22 protein-coding genes are annotated in these 21,688 nt (G+C 70.5%); 9 read left to right on the forward strand and 13 right to left on the reverse strand.

What is annotated here, in order from left to right; genetic code table 11:
- Window positions 1-91: 91 nt before the first annotated feature.
- The 5 genes from B072_RS0111875 to B072_RS0111895 form a co-directional block, all read right to left on the reverse strand.
- A complete protein-coding gene (locus B072_RS0111875) occupies window positions 92-2,092 on the reverse strand; it encodes a SpoIIE family protein phosphatase (protein WP_078506393.1) in 2,001 nt (666 codons plus the stop codon).
- A 50-nt stretch (window positions 2,093-2,142) separates the two neighbouring features.
- Window positions 2,143-2,349 carry a hypothetical protein gene (locus B072_RS0111880; protein WP_018530166.1) on the reverse strand — a complete coding sequence of 69 codons (207 nt, stop codon included), beginning with the start codon at window positions 2,347-2,349 and terminating at the stop codon, window positions 2,143-2,145.
- A 259-nt stretch (window positions 2,350-2,608) separates the two neighbouring features.
- On the reverse strand, window positions 2,609-3,292 hold the full coding sequence (locus B072_RS0111885; protein ID WP_018530167.1) for a DUF402 domain-containing protein: 684 nt from the start codon (window positions 3,290-3,292) through the stop codon (window positions 2,609-2,611).
- A 73-nt stretch (window positions 3,293-3,365) separates the two neighbouring features.
- Window positions 3,366-4,751 carry a class II fumarate hydratase gene (locus B072_RS0111890; protein WP_018530168.1) on the reverse strand — a complete coding sequence of 462 codons (1,386 nt, stop codon included), beginning with the start codon at window positions 4,749-4,751 and terminating at the stop codon, window positions 3,366-3,368.
- 91 nt (window positions 4,752-4,842) lie between these two features.
- Entirely contained in the window at window positions 4,843-6,513 is a 1,671-nt protein-coding gene (locus B072_RS0111895) for a fumarate hydratase (protein ID WP_026245729.1), read from the reverse strand.
- A gap of 155 nt (window positions 6,514-6,668) precedes the next feature.
- Here B072_RS0111895 and B072_RS0111900 point away from each other — a divergent pair, with 155 nt between their 5' ends.
- Both B072_RS0111900 and B072_RS0111905 read left to right on the forward strand, forming a co-directional pair.
- Entirely contained in the window at window positions 6,669-7,340 is a 672-nt protein-coding gene (locus B072_RS0111900; RefSeq protein ID WP_018530170.1) for a DUF1707 SHOCT-like domain-containing protein, read from the forward strand.
- A gap of 172 nt (window positions 7,341-7,512) precedes the next feature.
- A complete protein-coding gene (locus B072_RS0111905) occupies window positions 7,513-7,881 on the forward strand; it encodes a WhiB family transcriptional regulator (protein WP_018530171.1) in 369 nt (122 codons plus the stop codon).
- Window positions 7,882-7,950: 69 nt separating this feature from the next.
- Here B072_RS0111905 and glpX read toward each other — a convergent pair whose 3' ends face one another.
- Window positions 7,951-8,991: a class II fructose-bisphosphatase gene (gene glpX, locus B072_RS0111910; RefSeq protein ID WP_018530172.1), complete on the reverse strand. Its 1,041-nt coding sequence runs from the start codon at window positions 8,989-8,991 to the stop codon at window positions 7,951-7,953.
- 188 nt (window positions 8,992-9,179) lie between these two features.
- On the opposite strand from glpX, the gene B072_RS0111915 reads away from it, so the two are divergent.
- Window positions 9,180-9,725, forward strand: coding sequence for a DUF4245 domain-containing protein (locus tag B072_RS0111915; protein WP_051127156.1), 546 nt, complete (start codon window positions 9,180-9,182; stop codon window positions 9,723-9,725).
- Between the two features lie 87 nt (window positions 9,726-9,812).
- Here the strand turns inward: B072_RS0111915 and B072_RS0111920 are convergent, their stop codons facing one another.
- From B072_RS0111920 to xseA, 3 genes are all read right to left on the reverse strand, one after another.
- Window positions 9,813-10,403, reverse strand: coding sequence for a malonic semialdehyde reductase (locus tag B072_RS0111920; RefSeq protein WP_018530174.1), 591 nt, complete (start codon window positions 10,401-10,403; stop codon window positions 9,813-9,815).
- A gap of 137 nt (window positions 10,404-10,540) precedes the next feature.
- Complete coding sequence (locus B072_RS0111925) at window positions 10,541-10,795, reverse strand: exodeoxyribonuclease VII small subunit (RefSeq protein WP_018530175.1); 255 nt, start codon at window positions 10,793-10,795, stop codon at window positions 10,541-10,543.
- 11 nt (window positions 10,796-10,806) lie between these two features.
- Window positions 10,807-12,066, reverse strand: a complete 1,260-nt coding sequence (xseA, locus tag B072_RS43020; protein ID WP_043243820.1) for an exodeoxyribonuclease VII large subunit — start codon at window positions 12,064-12,066, stop codon at window positions 10,807-10,809.
- Window positions 12,067-12,191: 125 nt separating this feature from the next.
- Between xseA and B072_RS43025 the strand changes: the two genes are divergently transcribed.
- Window positions 12,192-13,664, forward strand: a complete 1,473-nt coding sequence (locus tag B072_RS43025; RefSeq protein ID WP_018530177.1) for a choice-of-anchor A family protein — start codon at window positions 12,192-12,194, stop codon at window positions 13,662-13,664.
- Between the two features lie 55 nt (window positions 13,665-13,719).
- Here the strand turns inward: B072_RS43025 and B072_RS0111940 are convergent, their stop codons facing one another.
- Window positions 13,720-15,114, reverse strand: a complete 1,395-nt coding sequence (locus B072_RS0111940; RefSeq protein ID WP_078506394.1) for an APC family permease — start codon at window positions 15,112-15,114, stop codon at window positions 13,720-13,722.
- 111 nt (window positions 15,115-15,225) lie between these two features.
- On the opposite strand from B072_RS0111940, the gene B072_RS0111945 reads away from it, so the two are divergent.
- On the forward strand, window positions 15,226-16,236 hold the full coding sequence (locus B072_RS0111945) for a 4-hydroxy-3-methylbut-2-enyl diphosphate reductase (protein WP_199791031.1): 1,011 nt from the start codon (window positions 15,226-15,228) through the stop codon (window positions 16,234-16,236).
- Between the two features lie 30 nt (window positions 16,237-16,266).
- On the forward strand, window positions 16,267-17,013 hold the full coding sequence (gene ppgK, locus B072_RS0111950) for a polyphosphate--glucose phosphotransferase (protein ID WP_018530180.1): 747 nt from the start codon (window positions 16,267-16,269) through the stop codon (window positions 17,011-17,013).
- Between the two features lie 12 nt (window positions 17,014-17,025).
- On the opposite strand, the gene B072_RS0111955 is transcribed toward ppgK, so the two are convergent.
- Window positions 17,026-17,655, reverse strand: coding sequence for a DUF6542 domain-containing protein (locus B072_RS0111955; protein ID WP_018530181.1), 630 nt, complete (start codon window positions 17,653-17,655; stop codon window positions 17,026-17,028).
- Window positions 17,656-17,822: 167 nt separating this feature from the next.
- Between B072_RS0111955 and ychF the strand changes: the two genes are divergently transcribed.
- The 3 genes from ychF to B072_RS0111970 all read left to right on the forward strand — a co-directional run bounded on the left by ychF (window position 17,823) and on the right by B072_RS0111970 (window position 19,872).
- Window positions 17,823-18,911, forward strand: a complete 1,089-nt coding sequence (gene ychF / locus B072_RS0111960; RefSeq protein ID WP_018530182.1) for a redox-regulated ATPase YchF — start codon at window positions 17,823-17,825, stop codon at window positions 18,909-18,911.
- A gap of 281 nt (window positions 18,912-19,192) precedes the next feature.
- On the forward strand, window positions 19,193-19,477 hold the full coding sequence (locus B072_RS0111965; protein ID WP_026245732.1) for a hypothetical protein: 285 nt from the start codon (window positions 19,193-19,195) through the stop codon (window positions 19,475-19,477).
- A complete protein-coding gene (locus B072_RS0111970; RefSeq protein WP_018530184.1) occupies window positions 19,459-19,872 on the forward strand; it encodes a hypothetical protein in 414 nt (137 codons plus the stop codon). Before B072_RS0111965 ends, B072_RS0111970 begins: the two co-directional genes overlap by 19 nt.
- Window positions 19,873-19,888: 16 nt before the next feature.
- Here the strand turns inward: B072_RS0111970 and B072_RS49095 are convergent, their stop codons facing one another.
- Both B072_RS49095 and B072_RS0111985 read right to left on the reverse strand, forming a co-directional pair.
- Complete coding sequence (locus B072_RS49095) at window positions 19,889-21,280, reverse strand: hypothetical protein (RefSeq protein ID WP_234018839.1); 1,392 nt, start codon at window positions 21,278-21,280, stop codon at window positions 19,889-19,891.
- A 139-nt stretch (window positions 21,281-21,419) separates the two neighbouring features.
- Window positions 21,420-21,680, reverse strand: a complete 261-nt coding sequence (locus B072_RS0111985) for a DUF6119 family protein (protein ID WP_237499896.1) — start codon at window positions 21,678-21,680, stop codon at window positions 21,420-21,422.
- Between the last annotated feature and the right edge of the window lie 8 nt (window positions 21,681-21,688).

Here is a 21,688-nt window from a genome sequence, read left to right on the forward strand (position 1 = left end):
TCAGAGAAGCAGAGAAGGGGCGCCGGAATTCATCCGGCGCCCCTTCTCCGTACGCGCTCGCTGTGCCTCGTACGCGTTCCGCGCGCGGCCGCTACGACGCCCCGCCCGGCCGCGCCAGCTCGAACCAGACCACCTTGCCGGTGGACAGCCGGGTCGCGCCCCACCGCCTGGCGAGACGGTTCACCAGGAACAGCCCGCGGCCGCCCTCGTCGGTGGCGCGGGCCTTCCGCTGCCGCGGCAACTGAGGTACGTCGTCGCCGACTTCGCAGCGCAGGACGTCCGTGCGGAGCAGACGCAGGGTCACCGGACGGGAGGCGTAGCGCACCGCGTTGGTGACGACCTCGCTGACCAGCAGCTCCACCGAGTCGGTCATGTCCTCCAGGTCCCAGCGGGCCAGGGCGCTGCGGGCCAGCCTGCGCGCCCGCGACGGCGCCGCGTCCTCCGGCTCCAGGAACCAGTACGCGACGTCGCTCGGCGCGATCCCGTCGAAGCGGGCGGCGAGCAGCGCGATGTCGTCGTCCCGGTCGCCCGGGCCGAGCATGTCGAGCACGTCGTCGCAGAGCGCCTCCAGCGGCGGCGGATGGTCGGGCCCGGTCAACTGCGCGGTGGCCGCCAGCCGTTCACGCAACTGCTCTATGCCCGTCCACACGTCACGCAGCCGGGACTCGACGAGCCCGTCCGTGTACAGGAGCAGCGTGGCGCCCGCCGGGGCGTCCAGCTCCACGGCCTCGAAGTCGACGCCGCCGACCCCGATCGGCGCGCCCGGCGGCACGCGCAGCACCTCCGCGCGGCCGCCCAGATGGAGCAGGACGGGCGGCGGATGCCCGGCGTTGGCGATGGTGATGCGGTGCGAGACCGGGTCGTAGACCGCGTACAGGCAGGTCGCCATGCGGTCCGTGCCGAGCCGCTGCGCCTGCTCGTCCAGGTGGTGCAGCACCTCCTGCGGAGGCAGATCGAGGCCCGCGAGGGTCTGGGCCGTCGTGCGCAGCTGGCCCATGATGGCCGCCGAGGTCATCGAGTGGCCCATGACGTCACCGACGACCAGCGCGACCCGGCTGCCCGGCAGCGGGATCGCGTCGTACCAGTCGCCGCCGACCCGCGCGGTCTCCGCCGCCGGGAGATAGCGGGAGGCCAGGCGTACGCCCGTCGGGCGCGGCAGGGTCTCCGGGAGCATGGTGCGCTGCAACTCGTCGGCGATGTACGCCTCGCGCCCGTACAGGACCGCCTTGTCGATGCCGAGCGCGCTGTGCGTCGCCAGCTGCCCGGCCACCAGCAGGTCGTCCGCGTCGAAGGCGTGCCGGTCCTGGCGGCGCAGGAACACCGCGGCGCCGATCACCCGGCGCCGCCCCCGCAGCGGTGCCAGGATGACGCGCTGCCCGGTCGGCAACGGCCGCTCGCCGCCCAGCAGTTCGGGCAGCGCGGCGTGCGCCGCGGGCGAGTCCGTGAAGACGGGACGCACCCCGCGCAGCACCTCGGCGAGCGCGCCGCCCGAGCGGACCTCGCACAACTCGGCGCTGCCCGCCGTCAGTTCGGCCTGCGGGACGGCCACGACGGGCAGGCTGTTGCCGTCGGACTCCGTGTCGTCAGCGGCGTCGGGGATCCGGTCCGTGCGGCGCAGGCGCAGCACCATCGGGCCCGTCGGACGCTCGTCGCCGACCGGCAGGGGCTCGCGCAGATAGACCAGGATCGCGTCCGAGAACGTCGGCACGGTGGCCCGGCACAGGCCCATCACGATCTCGTCGAGGTCGATGCCGCGCGCGATGCGGCGGGTCGCGGCGCCCACGAACCGCAGCCGGTCCCCGTCCCTGCGCATGGCCGGCGGCTGACCCGCGGGGCGCGGCTGCCCGGAGCGCCGCTCGGTACCGTCCGGCGGGACGCCCGGGCCGCCCGGGCCGCCCGGACTGCCCGGCCGCACCGGCTCGGGCGAGGGGCCCCGCGGCTGCGAGTGCTCGGCGTCGGCGGCGGAGGGCACCGGATCCGCGGCGGAGGGCACGGCGGACCTGCGCGGCTGTTCCGGTAAGCCACCGGCGCCCTGCGAGGACTGCGGGGTGTGCCGCAGCGCCCCGCGAGGGTCCGCGGGGTGGGCCGCCATGCTCTGCCGGCGGCCATCGTGGGAGCCCGGGAAAGAGGCTGAGTGCTCCGTCACGCGTGTCGCATCCGTCCGTCGAACAGCTGGTGCTCGGGTGGGGCGTCGGTGCCAGTGAGGGCGTACGCGTACGACTCCTGCCCGCCGGTCTCGCGGCCCGCGGTGTGTACGACCTGGTGCAGTTCGGCCCGCAGGAGTCCCGATACCCGGAACGCGTGCCCAGGGAACGGAGTCCCGGCGCCGACCGGTTCAGCCCCGGCCACGGGCGACGTCAACCGGCCATCCGGAAGGGGGTTCCGGCGGGCCGTGCCGCCCATCTCGCGTCCGCCGCCCCTGAGTTGACGGTCCGCCCTGCCCGATCCAGCCACATTCACGGTCCCGCCGCCCCTCGATGACCTCGTTGACATCGTGTCAGACCCGCTGCGCACGCGAAGAGTTGCTGCCCGAACTCCTCTTTCTGTCGCCGGTGCACACTTGCGGAGGACGATCCTACGTTTCCTCCCCGGGGGCGCATCAAGGGTCTCATGACGACACATGCGCGGGCGTACGGTCCCAGTCGGCCGGCAGCGCCGGGACCGGCCACGCGGGGTCGGGCCGCCAGTGCTGCCAGCCGTCCGAGAACGGGTGGCCCCAGCGCTCGATCACCCCGACGGCGCGGGCCCCCGCCTCCCGTACGGACCGGGCCTGACCTGCGCTCATCAGGCCCACGGCCTGCGCCTGCGCGAACTCGTCCTCGTCGTGCCAGCGCCAGCTGCCGTCCTCGTACACGGACAGATCGAGGAAGTGGTCCTCGGAGTCCACGCCGCCGGACCACCGGGTCCGCGGCTCCTCGAGGTTCACGTACCAGTTGCGGAAACTCCAGCCCGGCTCCCAGAACAGCCACACCGACCACGGCTCACCGGGCCGCGCCAGCTTCAGCACGCCCGCGCCGAACCAGCGGTCGTGGACCACGACGCGCGGCTTCGTGTAGCGGGTGGCCAGCGGCTCGCGGTGCAGCGGCGTGCCGTCGGCGAGGACCGGCTTGACGCACTCGGTGCCGGGCGCCATCCAGGCGGCGAACAGCTCGTCCGAGTCCTGGACGACGGTGACCGGACGGCAGATGTGGAACGCACCGCTGCCGGGACCGCCCCCGTTGGCGCGATAGCGCCACAGGATCTGCTCCCCGGGCGCCCAGCGCCCCTCGCCCGTCCGGTCGTTGTCTGTCATGGCCAGATATTAGGTGCCGCTGGCATACGACGCAGCGACGAGCGTCACGAATACGTCAGCGCGTCATGAGCCGTTACGGACGGGTCATCCGCAGGACATCCAGCGCCTCGTCGAGCTGCTCCACGGTGAGGTCGCCGCGCTCCACGTACCCGCCGTCGAGCACGACCTCGCGGATCGTCCTGCGCTCTGCCAGGGACTTCTTCGCCACCTTGGCCGCTTCCTCGTAGCCGATGTACTTGTTCAGCGGCGTCACCACGGACGGGGAGGACTCGGCGTACTCGCGGGCCCGCTCACGGTTCGCGGTGATGCCGTCGACGGTGCGGTCGGCGAGCAGGCGCGAGACGTTGGCGAGCAGGCGGATCGATTCCAGGACGTTCTTGGCGATGACGGGCAGCATGACATTCAGCTCGAAATTGCCTGCCGCGCCCGCCGTGGCCACGGTCGCGTCGTTCCCGATCACCTGCGCGGCGACCATCAGCGTCGCCTCGGGAATGACCGGATTCACCTTGCCCGGCATGATGGACGAACCGGGCTGCAGGTCCGGCAGGTTGATCTCCGCGAGCCCGGTGCGCGGGCCCGACGCCGCCCACCGCAGATCGTTGGCGATCTTCGTCAGGCCGACCGCGATCGTGCGCAGCTGCCCGCTGGTCTCCACGATGCCGTCGCGCGCGCCCTGCGCCTCGAAGTGGTCGCGGGCCTCGGTCAGCGGCAGGCCCGTGGCCCCGGCGATCTCGGCGATGACGGCCGCAGCGAATCCGGGCGGCGTGTTGATCCCCGTACCCACCGCCGTGCCGCCCAGGGGGAGTTCGGCGAGCCGGGGGAGCGAGGCGCGCAGCCGCTCGACGCCGTAGCGGACCTGCGCCGCGTACCCGCCGAACTCCTGGCCCAGCGTCACCGGCGTCGCGTCCATCAGATGCGTACGGCCCGACTTCACGACGTCGTCGAACTCCTCGGCCTTGCGCTCGAACGACGCGGCGAGGTGGTCGAGAGCCGGGATCAGGTCATGGGTGACGGCGGCGGTGGCCGCGATGTGGATCGAGGAGGGGAAGACGTCGTTCGACGACTGCGAGGCGTTGACGTGGTCGTTGGGGTGCACGTCCCTGCCGAGCCGCTCGGTGGCGAGCGTGGCCAGGACCTCGTTGGTGTTCATGTTGGACGAGGTGCCGGAGCCCGTCTGGAACACGTCCACCGGGAACTGGTCGTCCCAGCGCCCCTGCGCGACCTCGGCGGCGGCGTTCTCGATGGCACCCGCGACGTCCTTGTCCAGGACGCCGAGCTCGGCGTTGACCTTGGCGGCCGCGGCCTTGATCCGGGCGAGCGCCTCGATGTGGGCGCGCTCGATGCGCTGCCCCGAGACGGGGAAGTTCTCCACGGCGCGCTGGGTCTGCGCCCGCCACTTGGCGTCCGCGGGGACCCGGACCTCGCCCATGGAATCGTGCTCGATGCGGTAGTCGCTCATACCCCGTACAGCACGCGCACGGGCTCCGGTGTTCCCGGCGCAACGCCGGACGGGCCCGGTCCACGGCCCGTCCGGCGGATACGCGCGGGGGTCAGACCAGGCCGGGGCCGCGCACCGGGATGTGCGTGAACGTCGGCTCGGGCGCCGGGTTCTGGAAGAAGTCGTTTCCCTTGTCGTCGACAACGATGAACGCGGGGAAGTCCTCGACCTCGATCTTCCAGACCGCCTCCATGCCGAGCTCCTCGTACTCGACGACCTCGACCTTCTTGATGCAGTCCTGGGCGAGACGGGCCGCCGGGCCGCCGATGGAGCCGAGGTAGAAGCCGCCGTGCGCGTCGCACGCGTCGGTGACCTGCTTGCTGCGGTTGCCCTTGGCGAGCATCACCTTGGAGCCGCCGGCGGCCTGGAACTGCTCGACGTAGGAGTCCATGCGGCCGGCCGTCGTCGGGCCGAAGGAGCCGGACGCGTAGCCCTCGGGAGTCTTCGCGGGGCCCGCGTAGTACACCGGGTGGTCCTTCAGGTACTGCGGCATCTCCTCGCCCGCGTCGAGCCGCTCCTTGATCTTGGCGTGCGCGATGTCGCGGGCCACGACGAGCGGTCCGGTGAGCGAGAGGCGGGTCTTGACCGGGTACTTGGTGAGCTCGGCGAGGATCGCGTCCATCGGCTGGTTCAGGTCGACCTTCACGACGTCGCCCTCGGTCTCGAGGTGCTCGTCGGTGGTCTCCGGCAGGAAGCGCGCCGGGTCCGTCTCCAGCTGCTCCAGGAAGACGCCCTCCGCGGTGATCTTCGCGACGGCCTGGCGGTCGGCCGAGCAGGACACGGCGATGGCGACCGGGCAGGACGCGCCGTGCCGCGGCAGGCGCACCACGCGCACGTCGTGGCAGAAGTACTTGCCGCCGAACTGCGCGCCGATGCCGATCTTCTGGGTGAGCTCGAAGACCTTCTCCTCCAGCTCCTTGTCACGGAACCCGTGGCCGAGCTCGGAACCCTCGGAGGGGACGTTGTCCAGGTAGTGCGCGGAGGCGTACTTGGCGGTCTTCAGCGCGTACTCGGCGGACGTGCCGCCGACGACGATGGCGAGGTGGTACGGCGGGCAGGCGGCCGTGCCCAGTGAGCGGATCTTCTCCTCCAGGAACTTCATCATGGAGGCCTCGTTCAGGACGGCCTTCGTCTCCTGGTAGAGGAACGACTTGTTGGCCGAGCCGCCGCCCTTGGCCATGAAGAGGAACTTGTAGGCGCCGCCGTCGGTCGCGTACAGCTCGATCTGCGCGGGCAGGTTCGAGCCGGTGTTCTTCTCGTCCCACATGTTCAGCGGGGCCATCTGCGAGTACCGCAGGTTCAGGTTCTTGTACGCGTCGTAGATGCCCTTGGACAGCGACTTCTCGTCCTCACCTTCGGTGAGGACGTTCTGTCCGCGCTTGCCCATGACGATCGCGGTGCCGGTGTCCTGGCACATGGGGAGCACGCCCGCGGCCGCGATGTTCGCGTTCTTCAGCAGGTCCAGGGCGACGAACTTGTCGTTGTTGGACGCCTCGGGGTCGTCGATGATGCGGCGCAGCTGCGCGAGGTGCGCCGGGCGCAGGTAGTGCTGGATGTCGTGGATCGCCTCTTCGGCGAGCTTGCGCAGCGCCTCCGGCTCGACCTTCAGGAACGTACGGCCGTCCGGCCCCTCGACGGTGGAGACACCCTCCGAGGTCACCAGGCGGTACGGGGTGGTGTCCTCGCCCTGGGGCAGCAGATCGGTGTACGCGAACTCAGGCATCTCGCCCATTCCTCTTTCGGCCGGGTCGTGGCTGGCATCCATTGGCAGCGCCAACCAGCGTAGAACCTGGTGGCCCGGCCGCTCCTGTGAGGTAAGGCTCAGTTCACGCCGCGACCCCCTAGTCGCGATCTATCGCGTTTGGGTACGCTGCTGTCGTGGACCTTCAAAAGCGCCCCCAGCAGCCCGCTCCCGCGACCCCGCCGGCCGATCTGCGCGCGTCCGACGCGGACCGCGACCGGATCGCGGACATCCTGCGCGAGGCGCTCGCGGAGGGCCGGCTCGACGCGGACGAGCACGCCGAGCGGATCGACCGGGTCTACCGCGCCAAGACGGTGGGTGAGCTGGAGCCGCTGGTGAAGGACCTGCCCGGCGCGCACACCGCCCGCCCGACGGTGGCGTCCCCGGCGCCGAACCAGCCGGCGCCCGGCACCGTCCCGTCGCTCCCGGGGGAGAACCTGGTGGCGGTGTTCAGCGCCTCCACCCGCAGGGGCCGCTGGCGCGTGGGCCGCCGCACGCACGCGTACGCCGTGTTCGGCAGCGTCGAGATCGACCTCAGCGAGGCGATCTTCGAGTACCCGCAGGTCTACATCAAGGCGGTGTCCGTCTTCGGCAGCGTCGAGATCAAGGTCCCCGAGAACATCTCGCTGCGCGGCAGCGGCGGGGGCGTCCTCGGCAGCTTCGAGGTGGACGCGATGGACGCGGCCGAGCCCGAGGCGCCGGTCGTCTACGTGGACGGGGTGGCGGTCCTCGGCAGCATCGAGGCCCGACCCAAGCGCGGCAGGATCGTCCGGAACCTGGAGAAGCACCTGCGCAAGCACTTCGGCTGACGCCCTGACGGCGCCCGGATCCCGGCGAGGCGAACTCCCGTATGCGCTCGGGAACTTCCGTGCTTCGGAACTCAGTGCATAGGCGCCGACACAGCGGGTAGAGCTTGCTGCATCGTCTCCCGATCGCCTCTCGCTCGCGAAAGCCGTCGTCAGCCGTCGTCAGGAGTAGACCGTGCTGCATCCGCCGCATCAGTCCCTGCAGGTCGCCACCGTTCCGCAACAGCGGGGACCAGCCTCGGGCAGGGATCAGGACGCGCCCTGGCACACGGAGGCCGTGTGCAGGCGCGACGAGGCGGGACTCTTCTTCGCGCCGTCCAAGGAACCCACCGCCGCGCGCCTCGCGCGCGAGGAGGCGGCCAAGCGGGTCTGCGCCCGCTGTCCGGTCATGGTGGAGTGCCGCGAGCACGCCCTGCTCCAGCCGGAGCCGTACGGCGTCTGGGGCGGCCTGACGGCGGCGGAGCGCAGGGTGGCGCTCGCCAGGCGCAGGCGCCGCGACGTGGAACTCAAGCAGGCGGCCCGGACGGTCGCCGCCGCCGGGTGACCCGCCGACGGCGGGCAGGCGCGAAGGGCGCCCCGCTCGACGGGGCGCCCTGAGCCGCTGCTCGGCCCGCTACTTGGCCCGGTCGAAGTCGATCGCGGAGTAGGCCCGCAGCTTGCTCAGGCGGTGCTGCGAGTCGATCTGCCGGATGGTCCCGGACTTGGACCGCATCACGAGGGACGACGTGGTCGCGGTCTCGGGCCGGTACTGGACGCCGCGCAGCAGTTCCCCGTCCGTGATGCCGGTGGCCACGAAGAACACGTTCTCCCCGGAGACCAGGTCGTCCGTGGACAGGACGCGGTCCAGGTCGTGCCCGGCGTCGAGCGCCCGCTGCCGCTCCTCGTCGTCCTTGGGCCACAGCTTGCCCTGGATCACACCGCCCAGGCACTTCATGGCGCAGGCCGAGATGATGCCCTCGGGGGTGCCGCCGATGCCGAGCATCAGGTCGACGCCGGAGCCCTCGCGCACGGCGAGGATCGATCCGGCGACGTCGCCGTCGGAGATCAGCTTGATCCGTGCGCCGGTCTCCCGGATCTCCTTGATGACGCCCTCGTGCCGCGGCCGGTCGAGGATGACGACGGTGACGTCCTCGGGGGAAGCCTTCTTCGCCTTCGCGACGCGGCGGATGTTCACCGACACCGGGGCGTTGATGTCCACGTAGTCGGCGGCCTCGGGGCCGGTGACCAGCTTGTCCATGTAGAAGACGGCGGACGGGTCGAACATCGTGCCGCGGTCGGCGGCGGCGAGCACGGCGATCGCGTTCGGCATGCCCTTGGAGCAGAGCGTCGTGCCGTCGATCGGGTCGACGGCGATGTCGCACTCGGCGCCGGTCCCGTCCCCGACGCGCTCGCCGTTGAACAGCATCGGCGCCTCGTCCTTCTCGCCCTCGCCGATGACGACGACGCCGTTCATCGAGACGGTGGAGACGAGGGTGCGCATGGCGCGCACGGCCGCGCCGTCCGCTCCGTTCTTGTCGCCGCGGCCCACCCAGCGGCCGGCGGCCATGGCCGCGGCTTCGGTGACCCGGACGAGCTCCAGGGCGAGGTTGCGGTCGGGGGCCTCGGAAGGAACCTCGAGTTCGGACGGCAGCTGGTGATGCTGATGCTCGGTCATCGAGACGCACCTTTCTGTTCCGGCTTTTCTGCCGGGATACGACGACGGCCGGATGAGGGTTGATGTGCCCCGACTCTATCGCTCGTACGACAATCTGAGCAGGGCGCCCCACGGATGAGCGGGCCCGTTCATGACAGGTGGGCGCAAAACGCCACCTCGCGGCGGAGATCAACAGGCCACCTGCGACGATGGGGCGCGTGGCAGGAAGAAATGGCAAGAAGACGATGGGCAGCCTGGTGCTGTCCCTGGGCGTCTGCGTCGTGGCGGCGGGCGTGATCTACGTGTTCGTTCCGCACGACGACTCCGAGAAGACGCCGGTCCAGCGCGTGGACTACCGGGTCGAGCTGCTGTCGGCCCGTCGCGCGGCCTCGTACCCGGTGGCGGCACCCGAGGGCCTGTCCAAGTCCTGGAAGCCGACGTCCGTGCGCTACAAGGGTGAGGCGAACGAGGCATGGCACCTCGGCTTCCTCGACCCCGAGGGCCAGTACGTCGCCGTCGAGCAGTCGACCGACAAGCCGGCCCGGTTCATCGACGACGCCAGCCAGGGCGCCGAGTCGACGAGCCGGAAGCAGACCATCAACGGCGAGCGGTGGCAGCGCTACCAGGGCGAGAAGTACGACGCCCTGGTGCTGAAGCAGAAGGGCGCCACGACCGTGGTGACCGGCACGGCCGACTTCGCCCAGCTGACGAAGATGGCCGAGGCGCTGAGGATGGAGCGCGCCGAGTCCGCGTGAATCCGTTGGAACGCGTACGAGAAAGGGCCCCCGGCGCAGTCGCCGGGGGCCCTTTCTGATGTCTGCGGAACGCTACCGCGGTGCGGCTCAGACGGTCGTGATGACCTGGTCGAGCTCAAGGCGCGGGGAGCGCGGGAACCAGGCGTCGTCGCCCGGCTTGCCGATGTTGATGACCATCAGCGGGGTGTGGTCGGCGTCCAGGAACTCCTTCTGGACACCGGCGAAGTCGAAGCCGGTCATCGGGCCCGCGGCCAGGCCGGCGGCGCGCACGCCCATGATGAAGTAGCCGGCCTGCAGCGTGGCGTTGACCAGCGCGGCCTGCTCGCGGACCGGGCGCTCCGAGAAGAAGGCGTCCTTCGCGGCGGGGAAGTGCGGGAAGAGCTGCGGGAGCTCCTCGTGGAACTCGTTGTCCGCGGAGAGGATCGCGACCAGCGGGGCCTTGGCGGTCTTCGGCTGGTTGCCCTCGGCCATGAGGTTCACGAGGCGCTCGCGGGCCTCGGGGGAGCGGACCAGGGTGATGCGCAGCGGCGACTGGTTGAAGGCGGTCGGGCCGTACTTGACCAGGTCGTAGATCGCCTGGACCTGCTCGTCGGTCACCGGCTCGTCGGTGAAGGTGTTCGCGGTGCGGGCCTCGCGGAAGAGCAGGTCCTGGGCGGCGGGGTCAAGAACGAGGGACATCGATCAACCTTCTCGTACGGGTCAACTGGTGCTTCCGACAGTACGCCGGTGAGGTTCAATCTTCAACAAACACCTTCGTGACCCTGTTCACAAGCGGCCCGCCGCACCCCGCTGTCTCCCGGTATTTCCCAGCGGGCTCACTCCTCGTCCGCGCCCGCCTCCGCCTCGTCGCCCTCTTCGGCCAGCGCCGCGTCGAGGCGGGCCCGCGCCCCGTCCAGCCAGCGGCGGCACACCTTCGCCAGCTCCTCGCCGCGCTCCCACAGGGCGAGGGACTCCTCCAGGGACGTGCCGCCGGCCTCCAACCGCCGTACGACATCGATCAGTTCGTCCCGCGCCTGCTCGTAGCCGAGCGCCTCGTCGGCCGGCTGCGCCTGCGTCTCAGTCTTCGCCATCGATCCGTTCCTCACGCTTCTTCTTCTGCTGCTGCGGCTTGTGCGTCATCTGCGACTCGTGCGTCCTCCGTGACGCGTACGGTGAACTCGCCCTCGGCGACCCGGGCCCGCAGCGGCTCGTCCGGAGCCACCTCGCCGGGGTCGCGCACCACATGGCCGTCCGGCTTCTGCAGGACCGCGTAGCCGCGCTTCAGGGTCGCCGCCGGAGAGAGGGCGACCACGCGCGCGTGCGTGTGCGTCAGCTCGGACTCGGCGCGGTCCAGGAGGTGGCCGAGGGTGCGGCGGGCGCGGTCGGTGAGCGCCGAGACCTGCTCCTCGCGCTCGTCGACCATGCGGTGCGGATCCTCTATCGAGGGGCGGGCGAGCGCCGCGGCCAGGCCCCGCTCCTCGCGCTCGATGAACGCCTCGACGCTGCGCCGGGCCCGGTCCCGCAGGAACCGCACCCGCTCGTACTCCTCGCCGACGTCCGGCACGACCTTCTTCGCGGCGTCGGTCGGCGTGGAGGCCCGCAGGTCCGCGACGTAGTCGAGCAGCGGGGTGTCCGGCTCGTGGCCGATGGCGGAGACGACGGGGGTGCGGCAGGACGCCACCGCCCGCACCAACTGCTCGTCGGAGAACGGGAGCAGGTCCTCCACGCTGCCGCCGCCGCGTGCCACGACGATCACGTCGACGCCGTCCAGCGCGTCCAACTCCTTGACCGCCTGCACCACTTGGGTCACGGCGTGCACACCCTGCACCGGGACGTTGCGCACCTCGAAGCGGACGGCGGGCCAGCGGTGCCGCGCGTTCTCCAGCACGTCGCGCTCGGCGGCCGAGGCGCGGCCGCAGACGAGCCCGATGAGCTGCGGCAGGAACGGCAGCGGTTTCTTGCGGTCGGCGGCGAACAGCCCCTCCGCCGCGAGCGACTTCTTCAACTGCTCCAGACGGGCGAGCAGTTCGCCCATGCCGACCAGGCGGATCTCGGCGGCCCGCAGCGACAGCTGGCCGCGCGGCGCGTACCACTCCGGCTTCGCGTGCACCACGATCCGGGAGCCCTCGCGCACGGAGTCCGCCACCGCGTCGAACACCTGGCGGTAGCAGGTGACCGAGACCGAGATGTCGTGCGAGGGGTCGCGCAGCGTCAGGAACACGACACCGGCGCCCGGCCGCCGGGACAGCTGGGTGATCTGCCCCTCGACCCAGACGGCGCCGAGCCGGTCGATCCATCCGCCGATCAGCCGGGACACCTCGCCGACGGGGATCGGGGTGTCCGGGGACGTGTTCACAGCCATGCCGCGAGCGTAGCCGCAGGCACCGACAGCGATGTGGGGCACACGGGTTGTCCTGGCCGTGCCCCGGCGTGACCTCCCGGGCTCCCACGCGCACCGCCCTAGCGTCGGCCGGTATGACAAAAGCGATGAGAACGGCGGTCCCGGCCGCGGCGGCGGCCACCTGCGCCGTGTGCGCGGGCGGGCTGCTGCTGGCCGCGGGCCCGGTGAGCTCCGCACCGGCCGCCGCCCTGCGCGACACCGTGACCGTCGGCAACCCCGTCGCCGGGAACAACGGCTTCGGGGTCGTCACCGAAGAGGACGCCTACCTCGGCAGCACCGAGTCGGAGGGACCCGTCGCCGTCGGCGGCGACCTGCGCTTCGGCGCCGGCTACAACGTCTCCCTGAACACCGCGGGCTCCTTCACCGCCCCCGGCGACACCCGGCCCACGGCGCTGCTGGTCGGCGGCCGGGTCCGCTACGACCAGAGCGACCCGGCGGGAGTCCTGAAGGTCCTCCAGAACGGTTACGTGAAGGTCGGCGACATGACCGGCGGGCAGGCGCTGAACACCGACGGCAACGGGGCCGCGGTCAACACGCACCTCACCGCCACAGGCGCCGCCTACGACTCCACACCCCGCATCGAGCTGACCACGCGACAGCCGGCCGCGTCCGTGGGGCCCGCGAACCTGATGGACTTCCCCGGCCTGTTCACCACGTACCGGGACCGCGCGCAGGAGATGGCGACCTGCGCGAACAACGTCGTCCTGCGCGACGGCAACGGCGACCCGCTCGCCGACCAGACGACGATCGCGCCCGGCTCCCAGATCAAGCTCTCCCTCGACACCGGCCGCACCAACGTGCTGCACCTGACGGGCGAGATGCTGAACAACATCTCCACGCTGACCCTGCTGAACCAGCCGACGGCCGCCGCGCCCCTGGTGATCGTCGTCGACACCAGCGCGGAGGGCGGCGACTTCACCTGGCACGCGCCGACGATGGCCGGGGTCGGCTCCTCCCAGACCCACATCCTGTGGGACTTCCCGGACGCGACGAGGATCACCAACCCGGACGGAGACCAGATCGAGGGCACGGTCTACGCGCCGAGCGCCGAGTTCATCGACCTGGACTCCTCGAACATCGAGGGCGACGTCATCGTGAAGTCGCTGATCCAGGGCTCGACCGCGGCCGTCGGGGGCAACGCGGTGAACGCGGGGGAGATCCACTACCGCCCGTTCGACGGAAACGTGCGGTGCGAGGACGACTCCACGCCCACTCCTGCACCGACCGGGGAGACGCCGACTCCGACGAACTCACCGGACGGCGCGACAGAGACACCCACCCCCACCCCGACGCCCACCCCCACGGGCGACACGTCGCCCACCGCGTCGCCGACGCCCACCGGGAGCACCTCGACGCCGACCCCGACCGGGAGCACCTCGACGCCCACCCCGACCTCCTCCGCGCCCATCAGCCCCTCGCCCACCGGCCCCGCGCTCGCCCACACCGGCTCGGACGGGCGGACCTCCGCCATCCTCGGCGGCATCGCGGTCGCCCTGGTGGCCACGGGCGCCGGAGCGGTCGCCCTGGGCCGACTGCGCAGGAACGGACGCCACCGCTGATCCCCTGACCCCCTGACCCGCCCCGGGCGGGCGGCGGCAAGGCCCGGGGCACGCCCTAGACCGGGTCCGCCGCCCGCCCCCGCTGCACCACGAGCACCACAACTCCCACCGCCAGCCAGATCGCGCCCACCACCTGGGCCGACGCGGACGCCTCCACGATCACCGCGACCGTGATCACTGCGCCGAGCACCGGCACCAGCAGATGCCGCCACCAGCTCCACCCGCCGCCGCCCCGCCGCACCACGAAGTACCCGACCACGCTCGCGTGCAGCAGCGTGAAGGCGCTCAGCGCGCCGATGTCGACGACCGACGTCAGCTGGTCGAGGCCGTCGTCGCGGCGGGCCGCCCAGACCGCCGCGACCAGAGTGATCACCGCGGCGACGAGCAGCGCGGCCCGCGGCACGCCCGAATCCGTCCGGGCCAGCGCCTTCGGCAGCCGCCGGTCACGGGCCATGGCGAAGAGCAGCCGCCCCGCCGCGGCCTGCCCGGCCAGGGCCGCGAACGCCGCGCCGATCGCCTTGCTCACCGCCACCAGATCGTGCAGCCAGCCGCCGACCGACGCGTCCACGGTGTCGTAGAACGCGGATCCCTGCGCGGCCGGATCGGCGGCCATCTGCGCCGACGTCATCGGTTCCAGCAGCGCCGCCAGATACGTCTGCGCCACGAACAGCACACCGGTGAAGACCAGGCAGAACAGCACCGCCCGCGCCACCTTCGCCGAGCCGCCCGTGACCTCCTCGGCGAACGTCGCGATGGCGTCGAAGCCCAGGTACGACAGCACGGCCACCGACACCGCGCCGAGCACCGCCGACAGCGCGAAGGCGCCCTGCGTGCCGTCCCCGGTCAGCGGCGACAGCCAGTCGCGCTGCGCCCCGTCCGTGGCGAGCACCACGATCGCCGAGACCACGAAGATCAACAGCACCACGATCTCCAGTGCCAGGACCGCGAAGCCGACCCGGGCCGCCGCGCGTACGCCCCACAGGTTGAGCAGCGTCGTGATCACCACCGCGAGCGCCGTCCACACCCACCGCGACACGTCCGGCACCAGCGAGTTCATCGCGATCCCGGAGAACAGGTACGCCACGGCCGGGATCAGCAGATAGTCCAGCATCGCCATCCAGCCGGCGATGAACCCGAACCCCTTGCCGAGGCCCACGCGCGCGTAGGCGTACACGGACCCCGCCCGGGGAGCCACCCGCACCATCTGCGCGTAGCTGAATGCGGTGAACGCCATCGCGATCGTCGCGACCACGTAGACGAGCGCGACCGCGCCGTGCGACTTCGCGTCCAGGGTGCCGAAGACGCCGACGGGCGCCATGGGGGCGATGAAGAGGAGCCCGTAGACCACAAGGTCGCGAAAACCCAGGTCACGCCTGAGTGTCGCCTCTTCAGGGGTCGTCCCGGGGGACGGCTCGGGGGTCGCCCCTCCAGGGGTGGTGCCGGCGGACATCGCGCCTCCGTATGTCGCCCTTTTTCCGTGCACGGATCTTCAGTCTCTGTAAGGCCGCCGTTTCCGGCCTGTCGAAAGGGGGATCTTTGGCCCGCCCGGTACCCCCTTACGATGGGGAACATGACTGCTACCACTGGCTCCCGCCGCGTCCTGCTCGCCGCCCCCCGTGGCTACTGCGCCGGTGTGGACCGTGCCGTGATCGCCGTCGAGAAGGCCCTGGAGCAGTACGGGGCCCCGGTCTACGTCCGCCACGAGATCGTGCACAACAAGTACGTCGTGCAGACCTTGGAGCGGAAGGGCGCCATCTTCGTCGAGCAGACGGAGGAGGTCCCCGAGGGCTCGATCGTGATGTTCTCCGCGCACGGCGTCGCACCGACCGTCCACGCGGAGGCCGAGCGCGGCAAGCTCGCCACCATCGACGCCACCTGTCCGCTCGTCACCAAGGTCCACAAGGAAGCGATCCGCTACGCCAACGACGACTTCGACATCCTCCTGATCGGCCACGAGGGCCACGAGGAGGTCATCGGCACGTCCGGTGAGGCGCCCGACCACATCACGCTCGTGGACGGCCCCGAGGACGTCGCCAAGGTCGAGGTCCGCGACCCGGACAAGGTCGTCTGGCTCTCCCAGACCACGCTCTCCGTCGACGAGACGATGGAGACCGTCGACGCCCTGAAGACCAAGTTCCCCGGGCTCGTCTCGCCGCCCAGCGACGACATCTGCTACGCCACGCAGAACCGTCAGCTCGCCGTGAAGCAGATGGGCGCCGAGTCCGACCTCGTCATCGTCGTCGGCTCGCGCAACTCCTCGAACTCCGTCCGTCTCGTCGAGGTCGCCAAGCTGGCCGGCGCGAAGGACGCGTACCTGGTGGACTTCGCGAGCGAGATCGACGAGGCCTGGCTGGAGGGCGTCACCACGGTCGGTGTCACCTCCGGTGCCTCCGTCCCGGACGTCCTCGTCGAGGAGGTCCTGGAGTACCTCTCGCAGCGCGGCTACGCGGACGTGGAGATCGTGAAGGCGGCCGAGGAGTCGATCACCTTCTCGCTGCCCAAGGAGCTCCGCCGCGACCTGCGCGCCGAGGCCGCGGCCCTGGTGCAGCGGGATTCCGTCTCCGAGAAGTGACCGTGCTGCTCCCGTCGTAACGTGGAGCACATGGAGATCTTCGGTGTGGACATCGGCGGATCAGGGATCAAGGGCGCTCCGGTCGACCTGGAGCGCGGCGATCTCTCCCAGGAGCGGTACAAGGTGCTGACCCCGCAACCGGCCACCCCCGACGCGGTGGCCGAGGGCGTCAAAGAGGTCGTCGGGCACTTCGACGTACGGCCGGAGCGGGTCGGCATCACGTTCCCCGGCGTCGTCACCGGCGGCGCCACCATCCGGACCGCCGCGAACGTGGACAAGAGCTGGATCGACGTCGACGCCCGCGCCCTGCTGACCGAGAAGCTCGACGGCCTCCCGGTGACGATCATGAACGACGCCGACGCCGCCGGGGTCGCCGAGATGGCCTTCGGCGCCGGCCGCGGCCGCAAGGGCACGGTCCTGCTGCTCACCTTCGGCACCGGCATCGGCAGCGCCCTGTTCGCCGACGGGATCCTGGTGCCCAACACCGAGCTGGGGCACCTGGAGCTCGGCGGGCACGACGCCGAGAAGCGGGCCTCCACCAAGGCGCGCGAGGACGAGGACCTCAGCTGGGAGCACTGGGCCAAGCGCGTCAGCAAGTACCTGGCCCACGTGGAGATGCTGTTCTCGCCCGAGCTGTTCGTCATCGGCGGCGGCGTCAGCCGCAAGGCGGACAAGTTCCTGCCGCTGATCAAGGGCGTCAAGGCCGAGATCGTCCCGGCCGAGCTGCAGAACAACGCGGGGATCGTGGGCGCGGCGATGTCCGCGTCCCGCACCTGACCGTCCCGGGGTCTACGCCCGCCGCGGGCGCGGTGCCTTCCGCGTCTCGTCCCGCGGCCCGGGCTGCGTCGCCCGCCGCGCCGCCGCCTTGCGCGCCATCAGCCGCACCTTGCGTACGGTCACGATGACACCGGCGACGAGCGTGCCCCCGTACAGCCAGCCGGCGCCCGTCGCGAGCGTGGTCATCAGGCCCGCCATCGTCCCGGTGAACCCCTCGCCGCCGTCGGCGATGAACAGCGCGCCGAGGGCGAACGCGATCGGCACCGACACCGGTGCCGTCACCAGGTCGGCCTTCCGGACCCAGCCCGCCGCGAGCCCGCTGACCAGCAGGAACAGCACGCCGTAGACGGCGACGGCGCCGCCGAGGAGGACCCGGTCGAGGAACCCGAGGACGACCATCGCGACGAGACAGAACAGCCCGCTGCCCAGGCCCGTCAGCCGCGGGTTCGGGAACCGGCGCAGAGCGCGCACCAGCGGCGGCACCGGCCGGCCCGCGCCGCCCGCCCGGTAGACGGTCGCGGACTCGGCGGGCAGGGCGGCGGCGTCCCGCTCGTCACCGCGGCCGCCCTGGGCCTGCGGGGGAAGCGCGGCCGGGCCGCGACGGGGGCGGGATTGCGGGGGACGCGTCCTGTGTTGCTCCACAGGCCCAACATAGGTGGGCTTATGTGCCCAATACGCCATGGGACACGCGGTTGGGCCAAGCTTGACTGTGGTTGGCTCGGGTGTTCGATACGTCGCCGGGGCGGGTGCGGCAAGGCCGTAGACTGGTGGACTGCCCACACCTCTCCTCTTGTACGGGAAGTCGCAACGTGTCGCTCACGATCGGAATCGTCGGTCTGCCGAATGTCGGCAAGTCGACCCTGTTCAACGCCCTGACCAAGAACGACGTGCTCGCGGCCAACTACCCGTTCGCCACGATCGAGCCCAACGTCGGCGTGGTCGGCGTCCCGGACGCCCGCCTCACGAAGCTCGCGGAGATCTTCTCCTCCCAGAAGGTCCTCCCGGCCACGGTCGACTTCGTCGACATCGCGGGCATCGTGCGCGGCGCCTCCGAGGGTGAGGGTCTGGGCAACAAGTTCCTCGCGAACATCCGTGAGTCGGACGCGATCTGCCAGGTCATCCGCGCCTTCAAGGACGAGAACGTCGTGCACGTCGACGGCAAGGTCTCGCCCAAGGACGACATCGAGACGATCAACACCGAGCTGATCCTCGCCGACCTCCAGACCATCGAGAAGGTCCTGCCGCGCCTCCAGAAGGAGTCGCGCATCAAGAAGGACGTGGCTCCGAAGGTGGCGGCCGTCGAGGCGGCGAAGGAGATCCTGGAGAAGGGCGACACGCTGTTCTCCCAGGGCATCGTCCAGGGCAGCGGCAACGAGGAACTCCTGCACGACCTGCACCTCCTCACGACGAAGCCCTTCCTCTACGTCTTCAACGTCGACGAGGACGAGCTGACCGACGACGCCTTCAAGGCCGCGCAGAGCGCCCTGGTCGCCCCCGCCGAGGCGATCTTCCTCAACGCCAAGCTGGAGGCGGACCTCGCCGAGCTCGACGAGGAGGACGCCATGGAGCTCCTGGAGTCGGTCGGCGCCGAGGAGCCCGGCCTGGCCACCCTCGCCCGCGTCGGCTTCAACACCCTGGGCCTCCAGACCTACCTGACGGCAGGCCCCAAGGAGTCCCGCGCCTGGACCATCAAGAAGGGCGCCACGGCCCCCGAGGCGGCCGGTGTCATCCACACCGACTTCCAGAAGGGCTTCATCAAGGCCGAGGTCATCTCCTTCGACGACCTGGTCGAGACGGGCTCGGTCGCCGAGGCGCGCTCCGCGGGCAAGGCGCGCATGGAGGGCAAGGAGTATGTGATGCAGGACGGGGACGTGGTGGAGTTCCGGTTCAACGTGTAGCGGCTGACCTGTCACCACGTCACTGATCTGGCAAACATGCAGGTCGGATTGGGTCCGGCTCTTCGGAGTCGGACCCTTAGTTTTTTCCCGTGCTGGGATGGTGCTGGGATAGCTGACCCCTCGTCATCTGTCGTCATCCCTGGTCATCCGTGCCGTGCTGGGATCGTGCTGGGATGGGATGTGGGCGCCCGTGCTGGGATTTGTGCGAGCAGGGCGTTGGCCGAGCTGTGAAGGTAGTGCGGACGTGGCACTTTTCCTACTCGTTTGACACAATCGGGGGCATGGCTGAGTCGACGTACAGCATTGGGGAAGGCCCGGCGACGCGGGTGAGCCTGTCGCTGCCGGAGGGGACCGCGGAGGCGATCCGGGCGCGGGTGGGCAAGCGGGAGTTCTCCGCGTTCATCGCCGAGGCGGTCGAGCGTGAGCTGCGCGGCCAGGTCCTGGACGAGTACCTGGCGGACTACGAGAGCCGCAAGGGGCCGGTCTCCGAGCCGGCCCGGCAGCGGGCGCGTCAGGTCTTCGATGAGGTGTTCGCCGAGGAGGCCGAGTGGCCCGCCGCAGGCTGAGTCACGAGGGGACGCTGGTCCTCGACAGCGAGGGATTCTCGAAGCTGCTCGCCGACGACGAGCAGGTGGTGGCTCTGATCGCTGAGGCGCGCTCGCGGGGCATGGAGGTCGTGATCAGTGCGCTCACCATTATCGAGGCCGTCCACGCCCGTACGAACAAGTCACGCCTGAACTGGGTGCTTTCCGGGCTGCGGGTCGTCTCGGTCGGTGACGAGGAGGCGAGGGCGGCCTCGAAGTTGCTGATGAACGCCGGTTTGCATGGGCACAAGTACGCGATCGATGCGGCGGTCGCCGAGGCCGCGCTGCGACAGCACCGCCCCGTGGTCATGCTGACTTCCGATATTGACGACATGGCCAAGCTGTGCGGCGAGCGGGTCCGGCTCGTTGCGGTGTGATTTCCCTTGGTCCGGCTCAGTAGGAGCGGGGTCCGTAGGGGCTCCAGTGACCGAGGAATGGCTTGAGGTCGTCGCCGCTGGGTTTCGGCGGCGTGGGCAGTTTCGGCGCTGAGGCCGATTCGGTGAGGTTTTGGAGGTGCGCATCCGCGAACGCGAGCCACGCCTCGACCTCGGTCCGCTCCTGCCCGGGCGGAAGTGATGCGGCATGGACGCCTACTGCTGCGACGTATTCAGTCAGGCGACTGGCCTGATACCAGGCATCTGCCTGTTCTCCGAGGTGTTTGACCCGGTAGGCGTGGGCGTAGGCGGCGTGGGCTTCCTGCATGGCGGCTTCCCAGCGCTTTTGCTGTACCTCTCTGGCTTGCTGGTCTGCAAGGCGTTTGCGTTCTGTGGCCTCGCCGCGGAGTCCGACCTCCTGCACGATCTCGGCGAGTTGTCCTTCCAGAGGCCGCTCGGGGAGATCTGCCCATTCGCTTGCACGGTGCGGGCTGCCGCCGCGGAGTATGAAGCGTAGGCGGCTGGAGGGGGTGTAGTCGAAGCGGGGGATACGCATCCATGAGTACTTCTTGGCGTCGGCGAGTTCCTTGTCTGTGGGGACGTGTTCGCTGCGGTCCTGTTCTTGGAGGACGAGGAATCCGACACTTTCGCCTTGGGCGGTGATGGAGAAGTGCGGTGGTGCCTTGCGGCGCCGATGGGGCGGGGGCGCGCCTTGTGTGGTTCCGAGCGATGCCTTGTGGCCTTGGGCTGTGGTGGCGGCGATGAGGGTTTGGATGATGCGCAGGGCTCGGCCCTGGAGAGGTTTGGTCAGGCCCATGGGCTGCGGCTGCTTTTGGAGGGCGGCCACGACGGCATGGGGTTTGATGAGTCTGGCGGGCACAGGGAGCGGGGTGAGTTCCGCGAGGCGCCAGGCAGGGATGTCGACCAGCTTGATCTCGTAGCCGCGGTGGGTGCGGTATCCGTGGAGTTCCTGCGTGTGGGGGATCTTGCCGGACTTGCGGGCGGCGTTGACCCGTGACGCCCAATTCACCGCGTGCGGGCCGGATTCGATGGGCTTGATGAGACAGCCGTCGTTCGCAACGGCCAGTTCATCGAGTAGCTGGTCCGCGTAGTTCGCAAGGGCCTTCGGCACGGCTCGGGGGCGCGGCGGTGCCGGTTCTCGGGCGGGGCGCTCCGGCGGCCGGGTGCTCTGCTCCACGGGGCGGATGCCGCGTTCGATGAGATGCTGCCGCCCCTTCTCGGTGAGGTGGGCGCTCCAATGCCCGCGGCGTTTGGTGACCTTGATGAGCCCTCGGTTCTGCAGGGCTTGTCCGCTGGTCTTGTACGTGCTGTCTGGCCAGACTCCGTCGGGACACCCCTGGCCCACCCAGCCGAGCACGGCCTGCTGCCGCTTGTTGAGGTTCTGTTCCATGTAGCCTCCCGCCGTTCCCTGGGTGCCCTGACCCCGGAGACGATGCCCGCTGCCCTTGCGGGAATTCTGGGCTGTTGAAAGGACTCCTCGTTCGGATGAGAGATATAGAGGGCGTGTTTACGGCGAGAGTCCCGGGCGGCTACGCAGCCTCGTCGCGCATGGCGGACTGGGCCGACTCGCTTTCGATGCCGATGACTTCGATGGTCACGCCGCGAGCGGCGAGGGCCTTCGCGGTCTGGGCCAGGGTGATGGCGGAGAACGGGAAGAGGGAGTCCGGCGTGAGCTTGGCTCCGTCCTTCAGAAGGATCGCGAAGACGACGCGGCGCGGGGTGAAGTCCTCGGGGATGCTGCGGGCCGGATCGCTGTTCACGTGTACGGACCGGGCGAACTGATCTGGCAAACATGCAG

This window comes from Streptomyces sp. HmicA12, assembly GCF_000373565.1.
Taxonomy (GTDB): Bacteria; Actinomycetota; Actinomycetes; order Streptomycetales; family Streptomycetaceae; genus Streptomyces.

Bases quoted from the DNA above. Each gene is read 5' to 3' on its own strand.
- B072_RS0111890 (WP_018530168.1), bottom strand. From the start codon at position 4,751: ATGAGCGACTACCGCATCGAGCACGATTCCATGGGCGAGGTCCGGGTC.
- B072_RS0111895 (WP_026245729.1), bottom strand. From the start codon at position 6,513: ATGCCTGAGTTCGCGTACACCGATCTGCTGCCCCAGGGCGAGGACACC.
- B072_RS0111915 (WP_051127156.1), top strand. From the start codon at position 9,180: ATGGGGCGCGTGGCAGGAAGAAATGGCAAGAAGACGATGGGCAGCCTG.
- B072_RS0111940 (WP_078506394.1), bottom strand. From the start codon at position 15,114: ATGTCCGCCGGCACCACCCCTGGAGGGGCGACCCCCGAGCCGTCCCCC.
- B072_RS43025 (WP_018530177.1), top strand. From the start codon at position 12,192: ATGAGAACGGCGGTCCCGGCCGCGGCGGCGGCCACCTGCGCCGTGTGC.
- B072_RS0111965 (WP_026245732.1), top strand. From the start codon at position 19,193: ATGGCTGAGTCGACGTACAGCATTGGGGAAGGCCCGGCGACGCGGGTG.
- ppgK (WP_018530180.1), top strand. From the start codon at position 16,267: ATGGAGATCTTCGGTGTGGACATCGGCGGATCAGGGATCAAGGGCGCT.
- B072_RS0111920 (WP_018530174.1), bottom strand. From the start codon at position 10,403: ATGTCCCTCGTTCTTGACCCCGCCGCCCAGGACCTGCTCTTCCGCGAG.
- B072_RS49095 (WP_234018839.1), bottom strand. From the start codon at position 21,280: ATGGAACAGAACCTCAACAAGCGGCAGCAGGCCGTGCTCGGCTGGGTG.
- B072_RS0111945 (WP_199791031.1), top strand. From the start codon at position 15,226: ATGGGGAACATGACTGCTACCACTGGCTCCCGCCGCGTCCTGCTCGCC.
- B072_RS0111925 (WP_018530175.1), bottom strand. From the start codon at position 10,795: ATGGCGAAGACTGAGACGCAGGCGCAGCCGGCCGACGAGGCGCTCGGC.
- xseA (WP_043243820.1), bottom strand. From the start codon at position 12,066: ATGGCTGTGAACACGTCCCCGGACACCCCGATCCCCGTCGGCGAGGTG.
- B072_RS0111885 (WP_018530167.1), bottom strand. From the start codon at position 3,292: ATGACAGACAACGACCGGACGGGCGAGGGGCGCTGGGCGCCCGGGGAG.
- glpX (WP_018530172.1), bottom strand. From the start codon at position 8,991: ATGACCGAGCATCAGCATCACCAGCTGCCGTCCGAACTCGAGGTTCCT.
- B072_RS0111875 (WP_078506393.1), bottom strand. From the start codon at position 2,092: ATGGCGGCCCACCCCGCGGACCCTCGCGGGGCGCTGCGGCACACCCCG.